The following is a 17,420-nucleotide window of genomic DNA, read 5'->3' on the forward strand; positions in this document are numbered from 1 at the left end:
TGCCTGTTGATGCCGAGGTTGTTGCTTCGCGCGCCCCGGCGTGCCGGCGCGCGCTGCCTGCCCTAGCCGTAGATCCACACGTTGACCGCCTCGCCCACCCGGGCGAAGCCGCGGTACATGCCTTCGGTATTGAACGGCAGCGTGACGTTGCCGGCGCGGTCCACCGCGATCAGGCCGCCGCGGCCGTCGATGGCCGGCAGCTTTTCCATCACTACGCGGCGCGCGGCTTCTTCCAGCGGCAGGCCCGCGTAGCGCATCTGCGCCGCCACGTCGTAGGCAGCCACGGCGCGGATGAACATCTCCCCGGTGCCGGTGGTGGAGACTGCCGCCACGTCATCGGCAAAGCAGCCGGCGCCCACGATGGGCGTGTCGCCCACGCGGCCCACCTGCTTGTTGGTGACGCCACCGGTGGAGGTGGCCGCGGCCAGGCGCCCCTGCGCGTCGCATGCCACCGCGCCCACGGTGCCGAACTTGTTGTCGGGGTCGATGGGCTCGGCTGCCCTGGTGGCGGCCAGCGTGGCGGCATCGTGGTCCAGCGTCGTGCCGGTGGTGGCGCGGGCGCGCTCCCATTGCTCGTGCCGCGCCTGGGTGAAGTAGTACGCTGGCTCCACCAGTTCCAGGCCCTGCGCCAGGGCAAAGGCCTCGGCGCCATCGGCGGCGAACAGCACGTGCTCGCTTTTTTCCATCACCGCGCGCGCGGCCAGCACCGGGTTGCGCAGGCGCTTGACGCAAGCCACCGCGCCGGCGCCCAGCGTGGCGCCGTCCATGATGGCGGCGTCCAGTTCGTAGGTGCCGGCGTGGGTCAGCACGGCGCCGCGGCCGGCGTTGAACAGCGGGCAATCCTCCAGCAGGCGCACGGCCTCGGTCACGGCGTCGAGCGCGCTGCCGCCATCGGCCAGCACGCGCTGGCCGGCTTGCAGCACGGCGGCGAGCGCGTCGGTGTATTCCGCCTCCTTGGCGGGGCTCATGGCGGCACGGGTAATGGTGCCGGCGCCGCCATGGATGGCGATCACGGGGGTGTTCATGGTGTTCACGATGCGTTCGGGGTTGTCTTCTTGCGGCGTGCGGGGGCGCTCCTGGCGCGCCCTTCGGCTGCTTCGTCGGGGCGTGGCTCGCGTGCGTCGCGGCCCTGCCCGGGCGGCGCGCCGTGCAGCCACGGCAGCAGGAATTCGGTCATCTCGGCGGCAGCCTTGACCGCATGCGCGGCGCGGTGCGCCACCGCGCCGCACAGGCCTTCGATAAAGGCCAGCACGGCTGCGTCCGAGTTGGCGGAGAGCTGGCGGCCGGTGTGCGCATACAGCGCGATGTCGGCCAGCGCCGCCAGCGGCGAAGTAGGTCCGTCGGTCAGCGCCAGGATGCGCGCGCCGTGCGAGCGCGCGCGCCGCGTGATGGTCACGGTGTCATACACATAGCGCGGGAAGCCGATCACGATCAGCAGATCGCTGGGCTGCAGCTTGAACAGCGCGCGCGCCGCGGTGGACGCRCCACCCGAGCCCGAGACCGAGATCACGGTGCGGCAGGACAGGTCCAGCCCATGCTGGAGCAGCCCGGCCAGGAAGCCGCTGGCGCCGAAGCCCACCACGAAGATGCGCTCGGCCGCCAGGATCGCTTCGACGGCGCGCTCGCAGGTCTCGGCGTCGAGCGCGCGGCGCGTGGCTTCGAGATTGCGCACGTCCTCGTCCAGCGAGGCGGCGATGACGGCGGCCACCGTGGCCGGCCGCTCCAGTCCGGTGCGCAGTTTCTCGACGGGTGCAAGCGTGGCTTCGAAACCGCGCACCAGCTCGGTGCGGAATTGCGGATAGCCCTCGAAGCCCAGCGCATGGGCGAAGCGATTGGCGGTGGCGACCGACACTTCCACCGCCGCGGCCAGCTCGTCGATGCGCATGGTGGCGGCGCGGAACTGATTGCCCAGCACGTATTCGGCCATGCGCTGGTGCGCCGGCGTCAGCGCGGGCAAGGCGCGGGCGATGCGCTCGGTGATCGAGCCGTTGCCGTTGCCGGTCTTGCCGGAAGTGCCGCTGTTACCGTGGTTGCCGAGGGACATGGGATGTTGCTGGGTTGGCCGGGATGCGTCATGCACGAAAACAAAGCATGCAAAGGATGCGCATCAATGTAAATAAATTTACACGCAAAACACGCGCCATGAAAATAGAGTTTTACGTGGCCAAGGGTTTGTACCTAGACGAACCCCCGTCCCGGGGCCCTTCCGGACCGCATGCGGGCCCTTGGCGTCACTGCCGGGCGGCGTGTCCGGCATGCGCCGTCCATTCGCGGGCATCGCCATGCGAAGCGGCTACAATGCCGGGTTGACCCGTGCCATGCCGGGCCGGACCGTCCGGCCACGCCGGCCATCGCTCCCTCTCCAGCTTTCCCCTCCCGTGATCCGAATCGACCAGCTTGTCCTCCAGCGCGGCACCAAGGTGCTGTTCGACCACACCAGCGTGACGCTGAATCCCGGCGAGCGTGTCGGCCTTGTCGGCGCCAACGGCAGCGGCAAGTCGACCCTGTTCGCCATGCTGCGCGGCGAGCTGCATGCGGATGGCGGCGACGTCTTCATCCCGCCGCAATGGCGCACTGCGCATGTGGCGCAGGAAACCCCGGCGGTCATGCGCAGCGCGGTGGAATACACCATCGACGGCGACACCCGCCTGCGCGACATCGAGGCACGCATCACGGCTGCCCAGGCCAGCGGCGACGGCACCGCTGAGGGCGACGCCCACGCGGCGTTCGCCGATGCCGACGGCTACACCGCGCCGGCGCGCGCCGAGGCGCTGCTGCTGGGGCTGGGCTTCACGCTGGCGCAGGTATCGCAGCCGGTGGCCTCGTTCTCGGGCGGCTGGCGCATGCGCCTGAACCTGGCGCAGGCACTGATGTGCCCGTCCGACCTGCTGCTGCTCGACGAACCGACCAACSACCTGGACCTGGACGCGATCGTCTGGCTGGAAGACTGGCTGGCCCGCTACCCGGGAACGCTGGTAATGATTTCGCACGATCGCGAATTCCTCGATGCGATCTGTAATGTCACGGTGCATATCGAGAACCAGCAGCTGCGCCGCTACGGCGGCAACTACACCCAGTTCGAGACCCTGCGCCTGCAGCAGATGGCCTTGCAGCAATCGGCCTACTCGCGCCAGCAGAAGGAGATCGCCCACCTCGAATCCTTCATCACCCGCTTCAAGGCCAAGGCCACCAAGRCGCGCCAGGCGCAGAGCCGGGTCAAGGCGCTGGAGAAGATGGAGCGCCTGGCGCCGGTGCATATCGCCGCCGGCTTTGCCTTCGAGTTCCGCGAGCCGGACGCCGCGCCCAACCCGATGATGGTGCTCGAGGGCGTGGACTGCGGCTACCCGCCGCCCGCGCCGGATGCGCCGCCCGTGACCATCCTGCACAACCTGTCGCTGTCGATCCAGACCGGCCAGCGCATCGGCCTGCTGGGCGCCAACGGCCAGGGCAAGTCCACGCTGGTGAAGACGCTGGCGGACACGCAGGAGCCGCTGGCCGGCAAGATGCGCCAGGGCAAGGGGCTGCAGATCGGCTACTTCGCCCAGCACCAGCTGGAAACGCTGCGCGACCATGACTCGCCGCTGCAGCACCTGGCGCGGCTGGCGCCGGACACGCGCGAGCAGGAACTGCGCGACTTCCTCGGCAGCTTCAACTTCCGCGGCGACATGGCTACCTCGCCGATCGAGCCGTTCTCCGGCGGCGAGAAGGCGCGCCTGGCGCTGTCGCTGATCGTGTGGCAGAAGCCCAATCTGCTGCTGCTCGACGAGCCCACCAACCACCTGGACCTCGACACCCGCGAGGCGCTCACCATGGCGCTGGCGCAGTTCGAGGGCACGCTGATCGTGGTCTCCCACGACCGTCACCTGCTGCGCGCCACCACCGACCAGTTCATGCTGGTGGGCGAAGGCACGATCAAACCCTTCGATGGCGACCTGGACGACTACCGCGACTGGCTGCTGCAGCAGGCCGCCGCCAAGCGCAACGCCGCCACCGCGGACCGTGCCCCGGCCGGCGGCGACAGCGCGGCGGGCGGCACCAACCGCCGTGACCAGCGCCGCGCCGAGGCCGACGAGCGCCAGCGCCTGACCCAGCTGCGCAAGCCGCTGACCAAGGAACTGGAAAAGGTGGAAAAGCGCATGGCCGTGCTACAGCAGGCCAAGGGCGAGATCGATGCCTTCATGGCCGACGAGGCCAGCTATGCCGAGGCCAACAAGAGCAAGCTGATGGAGATGCTCAAGCGGCAAGGGGAAGTCGGCGGCGAGCTCGATACGCTGGAGGAGCGCTGGCTCGAGCTGCAGGAGCAGATCGAACAGATCGTCTAGGGTCGCCTGGACGCGCAAGGGAAGGATCCCGGGGGCGCCCGCCCCCGGATACGCCGCGGCTGCGCGCCGTTGCGCAGACGATGCCGGCGCTCAGCGGTAGTTCTTCTCGCGCCGGATCATGCCGATCGCCAGCGTCGCCGTCAGGATGAACAGCCAGATCAGCGACCAGGCCGGAATCGACAGGCCAAAGATCGGGGGCAGCGGCGTGGTGCACATGCCGTCCGAGAAAAACACCTGCGGCAGCAGCTTGGCCGTCGGCAAGCGGTTGACCCAGTTCTCCAGCGGGTCGATGCCGCAGCTGGCCTTGGGGTTCAGCAGCAGCGACACGTGATAGCCGGCCACCGCGATGCCACCCACGCCGGACAACATGCCCAGCCCCTGCCACAGGCTGCGCGTGTTCTGCGCGATGGCGGCCAGCAGCGAGAACAGGCCGATGGCGACGAAGGYGAAACGCTGCATCACGCACAGCGGACACGGCTGGTAGCCTTCCACATGCTGCAGGTAGAGGGCATAGCCGACCAGCCCGAACGAGATCGCGGCGATCAGCAGGAAGAAACTGCGGGAATTGGCTTGCATGGTTCAGTAGCAAAAAGGGCCGGACGATGCCACCCGGGCTGATCCGTCGGGATCCGTTGCCGCGGGCCCGTCCATTGGTGCGCCGCCCGGCCATTTGCCGGACGTGCGCAATGCGAGGCTCATTATTACCGATTTTGTGTTGCACGCCTTGCCATTCCGGCGCGGCCGGCGGCGTGCCGCTTGCGGCGGATTGACGCAGATCATGGCCTTGCCGCGCGCGCTCGCACGCCCGCGCGCGGCGGGCTCAGGCGGACGTCGGGCCGCCTTGCGCCCGCCACCGCGCCGCGGCCAGGCGGTACAGCCAGTGCGCCCGCAACGGGCTGCCCTGCGCCACGGCCGGATGGTCGAAGGTGCCGTCGGGCACCATGCCGACCCGCTCCATCACAGCCCGCGAGCGGACGTTGGGCAGTGCCGTGAACGAAACGATTTCCGCCAGGCCCAGGCGCCCGAACCCGAAGCGCAGCGCGGCCCGCGCCGCCTCCGTGGCATAGCCCTGCCCCCAGTATGCATGCGCCAGGCGCCAGCCGATTTCCACGCAGGGCGAGAACGGCAGCGTGGCGGCGGGCTCGTGCAGGCCGACGAAACCGATGAATGCCCCGTCCGCCTTGCGCTCGGCCGCCCACAAGCCCCACCCGCGTGCCGCGATCAGGTCCTGGCAGCGCAATGCCATGGCATCGCTGGCAGCGCGCTCCAGCGGCGCCGGGAAGCAGGCCATCACCAGCGGGTCCGCATTGAGCGCGGCGAACGGCGCGAAATCCGCGTCGCGCCACTGGCGCAGGCGCAGGCGCGCGGTCTCCAGGGTCACCGGCCCGGCTCCGCTTGCGGAGCCGGCTGGCGCCTGATCGTGCTGGCCCGGCATGGCGTTCACTCGAGATGACGGACGCGGTCGATGGCCTGCTCCAGCCGCTCCACCGCCAGCACCTCGAGGCCGTCGATCTTCTGCTTGGGCGCATTGGCCTTGGGAATGACCGCCGTGGTGAAGCCGAGCTTGGCGGCTTCGCGCAGGCGGTCCTGCCCGCGCGGACTGGGCCGGATCTCGCCGGCCAGGCCGACTTCGCCGAACACCACCAGCCCGCGCGGCAGCGGCTTGTTGCGCATGGAGGAATGGATGGCCAGCAGCACGGCCAGGTCGGCCGCCGGCTCGGCGATCTTGACCCCGCCCACGGCGTTGAGGAACACGTCCTGGTCGAAGCAAGCGATGCCGGCATGGCGGTGCAGCACCGCCAGCAGCATCGCCAGGCGGTTCTGTTCCAGCCCCACGGCCAGGCGGCGCGGGTTGGGCACGTGCGCGGCATCGACCAGCGCCTGCACTTCCACCAGCAGCGGCCGCGTGCCCTCTTGCGTGACCAGCACGCAGGAACCGGGCACGACCTGCTCGTGCTGCGACAGGAACAGCGCCGAGGGATTGCTGACGCCGCGCAGGCCGCGCTCGGTCATGGCGAACACGCCCAGTTCGTTGACCGCGCCGAAGCGGTTCTTGAAGGCGCGGATCAGGCGATGCGAGGAGTGCGTGTCGCCCTCGAAGTACAGCACGGTGTCGACGATATGCTCGAGCACGCGCGGGCCGGCCAGCGCACCTTCCTTGGTCACATGGCCGACCAGGATGATGGTGATGCCGCTGCTCTTGGCGATGCGGGTCAGCTGCGCCGCGCATTCGCGCACCTGCGCCACCGAGCCGGGCGCCGACGTCAGCGCATCGGAGTACAGGGTCTGGATCGAGTCGATCACCGCCACCTCGGGCTTCTCCACCTCCAGCGTGGCCTGGATCTTCTCCAGCTGGATCTCGGCCAGCAAGGCGAGCTGCGGGCTGTCCACCCCCAGGCGCTGCGCGCGCAAGGCAATCTGCGCGCCCGACTCTTCGCCGCTGACGTAGAGCACGCGGCGCTCCGAGGCAAGGTTGGCCAGCGCCTGCAGCAGCAGCGTGGACTTGCCGATGCCGGGATCGCCGCCGATCAGCACCACCCCGCCGGCCACCAGCCCCCCGCCCAGCACGCGGTCGAATTCATCGATGCCGCTGGAGAAGCGCGGCACGTCGGCCGCGTCGATCTCCGACAGCCGCTGCACCATGGCCGAGGCCGCCAGCGGCGCGAAGCGCTTGGCCGACGGCGATTCCGCCACGCTCTCTACCAGCGTGTTCCATTGCTGGCATTGCGGGCACTGGCCCTGCCAGCGCGGCGAGGTGCCGCCGCATTCGGTGCAGGTATAGACGTTCTTTGGCTTGGCCAACTGGGGTCCCCGGAGAAACGATGGATAAGAAGCGGTGGATGAACAATGGCCGGCGCCCGGCAGGCGGCAGCCGATCGCAGGCTGGCTTGCAGGCGGCGCCCGGGGCAGCGCACGCCACCCGGATATCGCCAGGCGGCGGCCCGGGCAGGCGTCAGCCTGCCCGCCGGCAATCAGGCCAGCGCGGGCTGCTCCGGCGCGGTCAGGGTCGCCACCGTGACCGGCACCCTGGGCGCCAGGGCGCACATCAGCTCGTAGCCCACGGTGCCGCTGGCGGCGGCCACGTCGTCGATCGGCAGGCCCTGGCCCCACAGGGTGACGGCGCTGCCCACGCGGGCCTTGGGGCAAGGCGTGAGGTCGACGCAGATCATGTCCATCGACACCCGGCCCACCAGGTGCGTGCGCACGCCGTCGACCAGCACCGGCGCCGGGTTGTCGCCCCAGCCGGCGGCATGGCGCGGGTAGCCGTCGGCATAGCCGCAGGCCACCACGCCGATGCGCATCGGGCGCTCGGCCTTGAACAGCGAGCCGTAGCCGACGGTATCGCCGGGCTGCAGGTCCTGGACGGAGATCAGCTCGCTGTGCAGCGACATGGCCGGCTGCAGGCCGAAGCTGGCCACGTCGCCGGACAGGCCGGTGGGCGAGGCGCCGTACAGCACGATGCCCGGCCGCACCCAGGTGCGGTGGGCCTGGGGATGCCAGAGCGTGGCGGCGGAATTGGACAGGCTGGCCTCGCCCGGCAGGTTGGCCGTGGCGGCGTCGAAGACCTCGAGCTGGTGGGCGATGCCGCGCGGGCCGTCGGCGTCGGAGAAATGCGTCATATGCACGATACTGCCCACACAGGACAGGGTGCGCGCGCGTTCCCAGGCGGTGCGGTACTGGTCCGCACGGAAGCCGAGGCGGTTCATGCCGGTATTGAGCTTGAGCTGGATGCCCAGCGGCCCCTTGGGACGCGCGACTTCCAGCATGCGCAGCTGTTCTTCGCAATGGACGGCGGTGGTGAGGCGGTACTGCTCCAGCAAAGGCACGTCCTGGGATTGGAAGAAACCCTCTAAAAGAAGGATCGGGCCTTGCCAGCCCAGTTCGCGCAGCAGCACGGCTTCGTTCAGGTCGAGCAGGCCGAAGCCGTCGGTGGCGCGCAGGCCGGCGAAGGCGCGGCGGATGCCATGGCCATAGGCGTTGGCCTTGACGACGGCCCAGACGCGCGACGCGGGTGCACAGCGGCGCACGATTTCCAGGTTATTGGCCAGGGCCGGTTGATGGATAACGGCGTGAATGGGTCTAGGCATGGGATCGCTGTTGCTTCTGGAGGGGGCGGCGGCGGGTTGGCATGGCGGGGCTCCCGGCCGGCTGGCCGGTCCGCGCCCCGGGTCAGGGATGCACCATATAGGGGAAGACCCGGTGCGCGTGGCTCGCCGCACAGACGTTATTTGAACACACTCGAAGAATCATTTAGGGAATCGCAGCGCATCTGCGCTGTCAAACCGGCGGTCCGCAGATGCTCGGAAACGCCCTACTTTCGTGTTATAAAGCCGGACGTTCCGGCCATGTTTTAAAAGTGATGCAATATGTCAAACAGGGTCAGGCGGTTTGCGCGACACTCGGAAGACCGGCATGGGCATCACTTTGACAGCGGTGCGGGCCCAGGTTCCCTACAGGTAATGACAGTGGCAATGACAGCGCCCGGCAGCGTGCTGGCGCCCGTCTTGCAAGGCTTGAGCGATGGAGAAAGAGTCCAAAGTATGAAGAAGGGTTTTTATACCATCATGGCGGCGCAGTTCTTCTCCTCGCTGGCCGACAACGCGCTGCTGATCGCCGCCATTGCCCTTCTTACCGAACTGCACTCCCCGCAGTGGATGACGCCGCTGCTCAAGCTGTTCTTCGTGCTCTCCTATGTCGTGCTGGCCGCCTTCGTGGGCGCCTTCGCGGACTCCATGCCGAAGGGCAAGGTGATGTTCATCACCAACACGATCAAGATTGCCGGCTGCGCGATCATGATGTTCGGGCTGCACCCGCTGCTGGCCTACGGCATCGTGGGATTCGGCGCCGCCGCCTACTCGCCGGCCAAGTACGGCATCCTCACCGAACTGCTTCCCCCGGAAAAGCTGGTCGCCGCCAACGGGTGGATCGAAGGCCTCACGGTAGGCTCGATCATCCTGGGCACGGTGGTCGGCGGCGCGCTGATCTCCGTGCATATCTCCAAGATGCTGCTCGGCTTCGACGTGCCCTTCGTGGACACCGGCATCAACACCCCGGCCGAGGCCGCCATGGTGGTCATCATGCTGTTCTACGTGATCGCCGCCATCTTCAACCTGTTCATCCCGGAAACCGGCGCGCGCTATCCGCAGCAGGAAAAGAATCCGATCAAGCTGATCGCCGAATTCGCCGACTGCTTCACCGCGCTGTGGCAGGACAAGCTTGGCCAGATCTCGCTGGCCGTGACCACGCTGTTCTGGGGCGCTGGCGCCACCCTGCAGTTCATCGTGCTGAAATGGGCCGAGAAGTCGCTCGGGCTGAACCTGTCCCAGGGCGCGCTGCTGCAGGCGGTGGTGGCCGTCGGCGTGGCGGTCGGCGCGATCCTGGCCGCCATGCGCATTCCGCTGCGCAAATCGCTGTCGGTGCTGCCCTTCGGCGTGGCGATGGGCGTGGTGGTGATGCTGATGGCCTTCTACACCAAGCACAGCCTTCCCGAGATCTCGTTCGACGTGCTCGGCATGCACATGCCGCTGTACATGGCCATTGCCTATCTGTTCCTGATGCTGGTGGGCGGCATGTCCGGCTACTTCGTGGTGCCGATGAACGCGCTGCTGCAGCACCGCGGCCATGTGCTGCTGTCCGCCGGCCACTCGATCGCCGTACAGAACTTCAACGAAAACGTCTCGGTGCTGCTGATGCTGTGCCTGTACGCCCTGCTGATCAAGCTCAACGTGCCCATCGGCATCGTCATCGTGGCGTTCGGGATCTTTGTCTGCGTCACCATGGTGCTGGTGATGCGCCAGCACCGCTACAACGTGCGCAACTTCAACTCGCTCGCCATGATCGGCGAGGACAAGCACCACTAGCACCACTAACACCACTGACGGCCGTCGCCCCGCGGCGCGGCCGCGGGCGGCTATTCCGGCAAGGCTGCAACGCGTTGCCGCGCCCGCTCCTCCCAGCCCGGCGGCACCACGAAGCCGCGCGAGCACTCGCGCCACAGCCCTGGCGCGCTCGCTCCGGCAGGTTCCAGTTCGCACAGCATCACCGGCGCCTCGCGCCGCCAGACCTTGTCGTGCTGGGTTTCGGCAAAGCGTTGCGCCAGCGCTTCGCGCACGGCCTCGAGCGGCTCCGTGTGGGCCTGGGCGACCATGGCCGGCGCCATCCAGGCCGAGCGCGGCAGGCGATACCAGCGCGAGCCCGTGCGCGTGGCGGCCCACGCCGACCAGTCCTGCAAGGCGGACCACCAGCCATGCAGGTGATCCGGCGCAATGCCGAGGTCGCGCACCCCGGCGGGGACGACGCCGTTGCGGTAGAACAGCCAGCCAAGCAGGTAGACCTCGCTGCGGTCCACGGTGCGCCCCAGCAGCGCCAGCGCCTCGGGCGCGCGCGACAGCGGCAACTGACGGTGGACCAGATGGCCGAGCTTGTCGCCCAGCCTGTCCACCAGGTTGGGACCGACGAAATGATGCAGGCGCGGCGGTGCGGCGTCGCCGTGCCCCGCCGAGGCGTCCGGCCCGACCAGCAGGTAGAACTTGGCCGCCATTTCCCAATGGACGGTCGCCCCGCTGCGCGTATCGCGCCAGACGAAGTCGAGTTCGCCCAGCGTCTGCACACCGTGCGCGGCGGCGCGGCGTACCGGCAGGTTGGCCGCCAGCAGTTCCAGGCCGGCAGTGTGTTCGAGCGTGAACTGGAGCAGGCGCTCGGCATGGCGGCCCAGCCGCAGGCTGGGCGCATGCGCGGGGCCACGCGCGCGCGGATGCTCGCGGCCCGCCGCCAGTTCGGCGATGGTCAGCGGCAGCGAGGCCGGATCGGCGCACAGCAGCCAGCGCTGCCAGGCGGCCAGCGCGCCATCAGGCCAGTGCGCCAGGCCAGCGGCGATATGCGCGGCCGGCGTATCCGCGCTGGCGCCCTGGACGATGCTGCCCGGACTGCCGTCGGGGACACCGCCGAGAGCGCCGCCGACGCTGAGATTTCCGTTGAAGTTGCCGTTGATGCTGCCATTGACGTGACCGTTGATGGCCCCATCGGCCCCATCGCTCCCATCGGTCCCGCCGCCCACATGGCCGGCCGGCAGGAACGCCAGCAACGGCGGCGACAGCGAGCACCACGCCAGTTCGCGCAGGCGCTGCGAGACGGCATGGCGCCACAGCGACGCCATCTCGATGGCGCCGCCGGGGCTCAGCGCGGYGTCAGGCCTTGGCTCCCGCACGGGCATGCACCTCGCGGGCCAGGCAAAGGTCTTCCCAGGCACGCGCCTTGTCGGTCAGCGTGCGCAACAGGTAGGCCGGGTGATAGGTCACCACCACCGGAATGCCCTCGTAGCTGTGGACACTGCCGCGCAGCTTGCCGATCGGCGTGGTGGTACGCAGCAGCGACTGCGCCGCGAAACGCCCGAGCACCACGATCAGCTTGGGCTGCACCAGCGCGATCTGGCGGCGCAGATAGGGCTCGCACTGCGCCACTTCGTCCGGCTCGGGATTGCGGTTGCCGGGCGGGCGGCATTTCAGCACATTGGCAATGAAGACATTGCGCCCGCGCGCCAGGCCGAGCGCGCCCAGCATATTGTCGAGCAGCTTGCCGGCCTGGCCGACGAAGGGCTCGCCCTGCTTGTCCTCGTTCTCGCCGGGGGCTTCGCCCACCAGCATCCATTCGGCCTGGCGGTCGCCGACGCCGAATACGGTCTGGGTACGATGGCCGCACAGGCCGCAGTCGGTGCAAGCCGAGACGCGCGCCGCCAGCGCTGCCCAGTCGAGCCCGGCGATGGCGGCGGCGCGCGCATCGGCGCCGGGCGCCGACGGCAGCGCCGGCACCGGCGCGAAGGCCGTCGCCGGCTCCGGCGTGGGTTCCGGCTCCATCACCGGCTCCATCACCGGTTCCGCCTCCGGCTGCGGCGCTACGGCCCGCGGCCCGACGGCAGGCTCCGCCAGGGCACGGGGCGCCTCCGCACTGGCAGCGGGCGCCCCCTGGACGATGGCTTCGGCCGCCATGTCCGCCACGACGGCGGCAGGCGGCGCCGCCAGATCCGCATCGGCCTCCACCAACGCCTCCTGCGCCGCGGCCGGCGCGCGGCGCAGCACCCACTCCTCGCCGATGCCGAGTACCTCGAGGAACCTGGCGCGCCGGCTCATGGCTGGGCCTCCGAGGGCGACCATGCGCGGCGCAGCACCAGGGCATCCTCGCGGACCTGTCCGGCCGCGGGGTAATAGCCCTTGCGCCGCCCGATTTCGGCAAAGCCCGCCTGCCGGTACAACTCGATCGCGCCGGTATTGGAGGGCCGCACTTCCAGCAGCATGGTGTGCAGGTGATGCGCGTGCGCCGTGGCCAGGGCGGCGGCCAGCATCAGCCGGCCTAGCCCGTTGCGCTGATGCACCGGGTCCACGGTGATGTTGAGCAGGTGCATCTCGTCGACGACCGGCATCAGCACGGCGTAGGCGATCAACACGCCGGCCGGGTCGCGCAGGGTCATGCCGAGATGGCCGGCCTTGACGGAATTCTCGAAATTGCCGCGCGTCCACGGATGGCTGTAGGCGCGCGCCTCGATCTGCGCCACCGCCTCTACGTCGAGCGCGCTCATGCGCCCGATCACCCAGCCGGCGCCCAGCGACGGCATCACCGGCACTTCCGGCCATGCGGCGGCGGCCGGCGCCGGCTGCGCGGCGACCTCGGCGGCGGGCTCGCTGCGGCGCGCGCTCACGGCCGCTCTCCCGCGGCGGCCAGCGCGGCACGCTGCTCGGCGATGGCCTGGCGCTCGGCAATGGTCTGGGCGACCTTGTCGCGCAGATAGATCGGCATGGCATCCTCCGGCGCGACAGTTGCGTTGCGCGCCAGCGCGCGCAGGGCGATCGATACCAGCGCCGGCGCAGCGGGCAGCGCGTCGGGCACGCTGTGCTGCGCCAGCGCCGCGGCGGCAAGGCGCTCGCCGAACACGGCGGCGGCGTTGCCGGCCAGCCAGAACGGCGCGGGCGGCAGGCTCACCGCTTCCGGCGCGCACACCTGCATTTCAGTGACGGGCTGCCATTGCTGCGCGGCATCGTCCCAGCGGAACGCACCTGCGTAGGCTTCATCCATGCGGGCATCCAGCGCCACCAGCACCGGGATGCCGGGCGGCAAGGCGGGCAGCCCCGCGCCGCCCAGGCGCACGCGTTCGGCGCAGGCCATCAGCGAATTGACGGGCACGACCGGCAGGCCGGCGCCAAAGGCCAGGCCCTGGGCCACGCCGCAGGCGGTGCGCAGGCCGGTAAAGGAGCCAGGCCCGGCGCCGAAGGCGATCGCTGCGCAGTCAGCCAGGGCAATGCCGGCCTCGGCCAGCAGTTCGCCGGCGGCCGGCAGCACGCGCGAAGACGAGCGCGGGCCGGTATGTTCATGACGCACCAGGCACTCCAGGGCGCCGCCATCGGCAATGCGCCCGAGCGCGACGGAGCACCACTCGGTGGAGGTTTCAACAGCAAGAATCCAGGACATGGCGAGATTGTATCCGTTGCGACCTCAAAAGCTGAACTTGCGCGGTGGCCGATCTGCCGGGATCGCCCGCGCGGCGGCCGGACCGAAGGCTTCTTCGGTTTCTTTCGGCTCAAACGCACGGTGCCGGGAGATATCATCGCGCTGTCCCGGGGCTGCTCCCGGCCCCTCGCCCCAGAAATCATCCAGGAGAACCCCATGAGCGACCTGCAGGCACGCTTCGCCCAAGCCCAGCTCGACGTCAAGCAACTGGCCGAGCGCCCCAGCAATATGACCCTGCTGCGCCTCTACGCGCTGTTCAAGCAAGGCAGCGAGGGCGATGCCCATGGCGACAAGCCCGGCATGACCGATTTCGTCGGCCGCTACAAGTTCGAGGCCTGGGAAACCCTCAAGGGCACCAGCCAGGAAGAGGCGATGGAAAAATACATCGCGCTGGTCGAAGAACTGCGCAGCGGCGCCACCGCCTGAGTGCGGGCCGGGGCTGGCGCCCCGGCCCCGCTAGCCCGGCGCGGCCGGCAGTTGCCGCGGGCGGATGCGCCAGGCCGCCAGGATGGCCGTGGCAATCACCAGGCCCACCGCCAGAAAGGTCTCGTCGAAGGCGCGGATGCGCGCCGCGGGATCGCCCTCCGGGCCCAGCACCGCGCCCTGCGCCGCCAGCCGCCATTGCAGTCCTACGCCCGCCAGGCTCACCCCGATGGCGCCGCCCAGCTGCCGCAGGAAGTTGATGCAGCTCGAGCCCTGCGCGATCAGCGAGTAATCCACGCCGCGCATGGCGCCCAGCGTCAGCGACGGCAGGATGCAACCCAGCCCGATGCGCCCCAGCACCGCCCACGCCACCAGCAACAGGTAAGGCGTGGCCTGCGAGCCCAGGGCCATCAGCAGGAAAGACGCCGCCAGCAGCGCAAGCCCGAACGACACCTGCCGGTGCGGCGCGACGCGGTTGATCAGCCGCCCCGAGGCGGCGATGGTGAGGGCCAGCGCCAGGCCGGCCGGCAGCAGCACCAGGCCGGCCCGCGACGGCGAATAGGCCAGCGCCATCTGCATGTAGACCGGCAGCAGGTAGGTCGAGCCGAACAGCCCCGCTCCGTAGATGAAGGCGACCACCGCGCCGGCGGCGAACTGGCGGTAGCTGTACAAGCGCATGTTCATCAGCGGATGCTGCGCGCGCAGCTGCCACAGCACGAAGACCACCAGCAGCAGCACCCCGAAGCCCGCCAGCGCCAGGCCCGCCGCCATGCTTTCGCGCAGCTGCACCAGGCCGTTGAGCAAGCTCACCGTGCCAATGCCGGCCAGGCCCAGGCCCTGCCAGTCGAGCGGCTTGCGCTCGCCCATCATGGCCGAGTCCACCGCCATGAAGCGGCGCGCCATGAACAGGCCGATCAGCGTCAGCGGCACCACCACGAAGAAGATCGAGCGCCAGCCGAAGGCCTCCACCAGGAAGCCGCCCACGCTCGGGCCCAGCGCCGGCGCCAGCACCACGCCGAAGCCGAACAGGCTGACCGCGCGGCCCTGCTCGCGCTCCTCGAATACCCGCAGGAYGAGGATATTGGGCAGCGGCTGCAGGATGCCCGCGGCAATGCCCTCGGCCACCCGCATGGCGATCATCACTTCGTAGGACGGCGAGAAGCCGCCGACCAGGCCACCGGTGCCCAGCAGCAGCAGGCTGCCCACAAAGGTGCGGCGCAGGCCGTAGCGGTTGAGCAGCCATGGGGTGAGCAGCATCGACAGCGTCATGGCGATCATGAAGCTGGCCGCCACCCACTGCGCGCGCTCCTGCCCCAGCAAGAAATGCTTGCTCAGGGCGGGCACGGCCACATTGACGATGGTCGACGAGATGATCGACGAAACCGTGCCCAGCATCAGCGTCATCAGCACCAGCCAGCGCAGCCGGTCCCCATAGCGTGCGCGCAGCGTGGCCCGCGTCGGCCCGCCGGCCGGCTCGCCCGCCGAGCCGCCCGAAGGTCCGCCCGCGGCGGGTGGCGAGGGCTGCGCGCTCACCCCAGGCGCCCGGTGGCAGCCAGTTCGCGGATCTTGCGTACGGTGTCGATATCAGCCTCGTGATAGGCCGACTTGACGATCTCGGCGTAACGGTCGTCGCCGCTCGCGTCCACCGCCGGCATGGTGGTTTCGTAGACAAAGCGCAGCAGCAGCGCACCGGGTCCCGGCGTCTCGATCGCCATGGTCAGGGAGCCGCCGGCGTGGTCGGCGGTGGCCGCGGTCTCGTAGCGCACCTGGCGGCGCGGCGCGAAAACCACCCGATCGCGGATCGAAGCCTTGCCGAAGTGCAGCACCCGCACGACGTAGTCCTCACCCCGCTCCACGATCTCGGCACGGTCCAGGCCCAAGACGAACAACTCGGGCTCGCTGGTACGCAGCACCAGCCCTTGCCATAGCTGATCCGGCGTCAGCGTGTCCAACTGGATATTGTGTGGATCGTTGATCTCCACAAGGTGCTCGAAACGCAACTTTCCTCTCCCGATCTATCGTTAGCCGATATTATGAAGGCTCCGCGTCAAGGTCTACAGCAAAACTTCCCCCTCCCGCACATCCTCGCCCCCGACCCCGCCGCCTCCGGAGCCCATCCATGAACCAACCCATCATCGAACCCGCCATCGACGCCGTCGATCCGCTGCAGGTCCTGGTGTATGCCGATTCGCTGTCGTGGGGCATCGTGCCGGGAACGCGCCGCCGCCTGGCCTGGCCGGTGCGCTGGCCCGGCCGGCTCGAGCTTGCCCTCAACGGCTCCGCCGGCCAGCGGCCGGTCCGCGTGCTGGAAGACTGCCTCAATGGCCGCCGCACGGTCTGGGACGATCCCTTCAAGCCCGGGCGCAACGGCATCCAGGGCCTGGCCCAGCGCATCGAGATGCATTCGCCGCTGGCGCTGGTGATCCTGATGCTGGGCAGCAACGATTTCCAGTCCATGCATGCGCACAACGCCTGGCACGCCGCGCAAGGCGTCGGCGCCCTGGTCGACGCCATCCGCGCCGCGCCCATCGAGCCGGGCATGCCGACACCGCCCGTACTGGTGCTGGTGCCCCCCGCGATCACCACGCCGTGCGGGCCGCTGGCGCCCAAGTTCGCCGGCGGCGAGCACAAATGCGCGGGGCTGACGCAAGCCTTCGCGGAAGTCTGCAACACGCGCGGCTGCAAGTGGTTCGATACCGGCAGGGTGATCCGCAGCAGCGCGGTGGACGGGGTGCACCTGGATGCCGGCGCCCACCTGGCGCTCGGCGACGCGCTGGCGCCGGTGGTTCACAACCTGCTGGCGCCGCTGCGCGCCTGAAGTGTCCCGGGGGGGCGCCCGATGCAACACTCCTGACAGTACATGTCAGGAGCGCCGGCGCACAATCGCGGCTCGATCACGCCCCCAACACGGGCAGGAGACTGCGATGCAATTGCTGATCCAACTCGATGTCGACGACCTCGCGCGGGGCATCGGCTTCTACGAGCAAGGCCTGGGGCTGAGCCTGGCGCGCACGCTGTCCGGCGGCGCGGTGGCGGAGATGCTGGGCGGCGGCGCGCCGATCTACCTGCTGGGCGGCCGCGCCGCGAGCTGGCCCGGCAGCCGTGGCAGCGCGAGCCGCACCCCGCGCAGGCAATGGACCCCGGCGCAACTGGACTTCGTCGTGACCGACCTGGAGG

The 17,420-nt window shown here is 69.5% G+C and carries 17 protein-coding genes; 5 read left to right on the top strand and 12 right to left on the bottom strand.

Translation table 11 applies throughout. The annotated features are described in order from the left end of the window. Positions 1-62: 62 nt before the first annotated feature. Together AC1DO7_RS14520 and AC1DO7_RS14525 are read right to left on the bottom strand one after the other, a co-directional pair. Complete coding sequence (locus AC1DO7_RS14520) at positions 63-1,025, bottom strand: isoaspartyl peptidase/L-asparaginase family protein (protein ID WP_441613573.1); 963 nt, start codon at positions 1,023-1,025, stop codon at positions 63-65. Positions 1,026-1,030: 5 nt separating this feature from the next. Next, positions 1,031-2,044: a MurR/RpiR family transcriptional regulator gene (locus AC1DO7_RS14525; protein WP_441613431.1), complete on the bottom strand. Its 1,014-nt coding sequence runs from the start codon at positions 2,042-2,044 to the stop codon at positions 1,031-1,033. Positions 2,045-2,378: 334 nt separating this feature from the next. Between AC1DO7_RS14525 and AC1DO7_RS14530 the strand changes: the two genes are divergently transcribed. Further along, on the top strand, positions 2,379-4,322 hold the full coding sequence (locus tag AC1DO7_RS14530) for an ATP-binding cassette domain-containing protein (RefSeq protein ID WP_477116271.1): 1,944 nt from the start codon (positions 2,379-2,381) through the stop codon (positions 4,320-4,322). Between the two features lie 90 nt (positions 4,323-4,412). Here the strand turns inward: AC1DO7_RS14530 and AC1DO7_RS14535 are convergent, their stop codons facing one another. The 4 genes from AC1DO7_RS14535 to alr all read right to left on the bottom strand — a co-directional run bounded on the left by AC1DO7_RS14535 (position 4,413) and on the right by alr (position 8,410). Then, entirely contained in the window at positions 4,413-4,898 is a 486-nt protein-coding gene (locus tag AC1DO7_RS14535; RefSeq protein ID WP_477116272.1) for a disulfide bond formation protein B, read from the bottom strand. Between the two features lie 244 nt (positions 4,899-5,142). Then, a complete protein-coding gene (locus tag AC1DO7_RS14540) occupies positions 5,143-5,757 on the bottom strand; it encodes a GNAT family N-acetyltransferase (protein ID WP_441613428.1) in 615 nt (204 codons plus the stop codon). Positions 5,758-5,762: 5 nt separating this feature from the next. Beyond that, positions 5,763-7,124 (bottom strand): DNA repair protein RadA, encoded by a 1,362-nt coding sequence (radA, locus tag AC1DO7_RS14545; protein ID WP_441613427.1) that lies wholly within the window; start codon positions 7,122-7,124, stop codon positions 5,763-5,765. Between the two features lie 170 nt (positions 7,125-7,294). Next, complete coding sequence (alr, locus tag AC1DO7_RS14550) at positions 7,295-8,410, bottom strand: alanine racemase (protein ID WP_441613426.1); 1,116 nt, start codon at positions 8,408-8,410, stop codon at positions 7,295-7,297. 453 nt (positions 8,411-8,863) lie between these two features. Here alr and lplT point away from each other — a divergent pair, with 453 nt between their 5' ends. Beyond that, positions 8,864-10,183, top strand: coding sequence for a lysophospholipid transporter LplT (lplT, locus tag AC1DO7_RS14555; protein ID WP_441613425.1), 1,320 nt, complete (start codon positions 8,864-8,866; stop codon positions 10,181-10,183). Positions 10,184-10,233: 50 nt separating this feature from the next. Here the strand turns inward: lplT and AC1DO7_RS14560 are convergent, their stop codons facing one another. From AC1DO7_RS14560 to tsaB, 4 genes are all read right to left on the bottom strand, one after another. Then, entirely contained in the window at positions 10,234-11,529 is a 1,296-nt protein-coding gene (locus tag AC1DO7_RS14560; RefSeq protein WP_477116273.1) for a DUF1853 family protein, read from the bottom strand. Then, positions 11,510-12,448 (bottom strand): uracil-DNA glycosylase, encoded by a 939-nt coding sequence (locus tag AC1DO7_RS14565; protein ID WP_441613423.1) that lies wholly within the window; start codon positions 12,446-12,448, stop codon positions 11,510-11,512. Before AC1DO7_RS14565 ends, AC1DO7_RS14560 begins: the two co-directional genes overlap by 20 nt. Continuing rightward, entirely contained in the window at positions 12,445-12,930 is a 486-nt protein-coding gene (gene rimI, locus AC1DO7_RS14570) for a ribosomal protein S18-alanine N-acetyltransferase (RefSeq protein WP_441613572.1), read from the bottom strand. The genes AC1DO7_RS14565 and rimI overlap by 4 nt, the downstream gene beginning before the upstream one ends. Positions 12,931-13,010: 80 nt before the next feature. Further along, the gene (gene tsaB, locus AC1DO7_RS14575) at positions 13,011-13,781 is read right to left on the bottom strand and encodes a tRNA (adenosine(37)-N6)-threonylcarbamoyltransferase complex dimerization subunit type 1 TsaB (RefSeq protein WP_441613422.1); all 771 of its coding nucleotides are present in this window, start codon (positions 13,779-13,781) and stop codon (positions 13,011-13,013) included. A gap of 195 nt (positions 13,782-13,976) precedes the next feature. On the opposite strand from tsaB, the gene AC1DO7_RS14580 reads away from it, so the two are divergent. Beyond that, positions 13,977-14,246, top strand: coding sequence for an acyl-CoA-binding protein (locus AC1DO7_RS14580; RefSeq protein ID WP_441613421.1), 270 nt, complete (start codon positions 13,977-13,979; stop codon positions 14,244-14,246). Between the two features lie 30 nt (positions 14,247-14,276). On the opposite strand, the gene AC1DO7_RS14585 is transcribed toward AC1DO7_RS14580, so the two are convergent. Both AC1DO7_RS14585 and AC1DO7_RS14590 read right to left on the bottom strand, forming a co-directional pair. Next, positions 14,277-15,689: a DHA2 family efflux MFS transporter permease subunit gene (locus AC1DO7_RS14585; RefSeq protein ID WP_477116275.1), complete on the bottom strand. Its 1,413-nt coding sequence runs from the start codon at positions 15,687-15,689 to the stop codon at positions 14,277-14,279. A gap of 83 nt (positions 15,690-15,772) precedes the next feature. Beyond that, positions 15,773-16,243, bottom strand: a complete 471-nt coding sequence (locus AC1DO7_RS14590; RefSeq protein ID WP_441613420.1) for an SRPBCC family protein — start codon at positions 16,241-16,243, stop codon at positions 15,773-15,775. A 119-nt stretch (positions 16,244-16,362) separates the two neighbouring features. Here AC1DO7_RS14590 and AC1DO7_RS14595 point away from each other — a divergent pair, with 119 nt between their 5' ends. Further along, positions 16,363-17,061: an SGNH/GDSL hydrolase family protein gene (locus tag AC1DO7_RS14595; protein ID WP_441613419.1), complete on the top strand. Its 699-nt coding sequence runs from the start codon at positions 16,363-16,365 to the stop codon at positions 17,059-17,061. Between the two features lie 106 nt (positions 17,062-17,167). Further along, the coding region (locus AC1DO7_RS14600; protein WP_477116274.1) for a VOC family protein at positions 17,168-17,420 on the top strand (253 nt) is incomplete at its 3' end.

The sequence above is a fragment of the Cupriavidus sp. 05N40 genome (genome assembly GCF_056397305.1).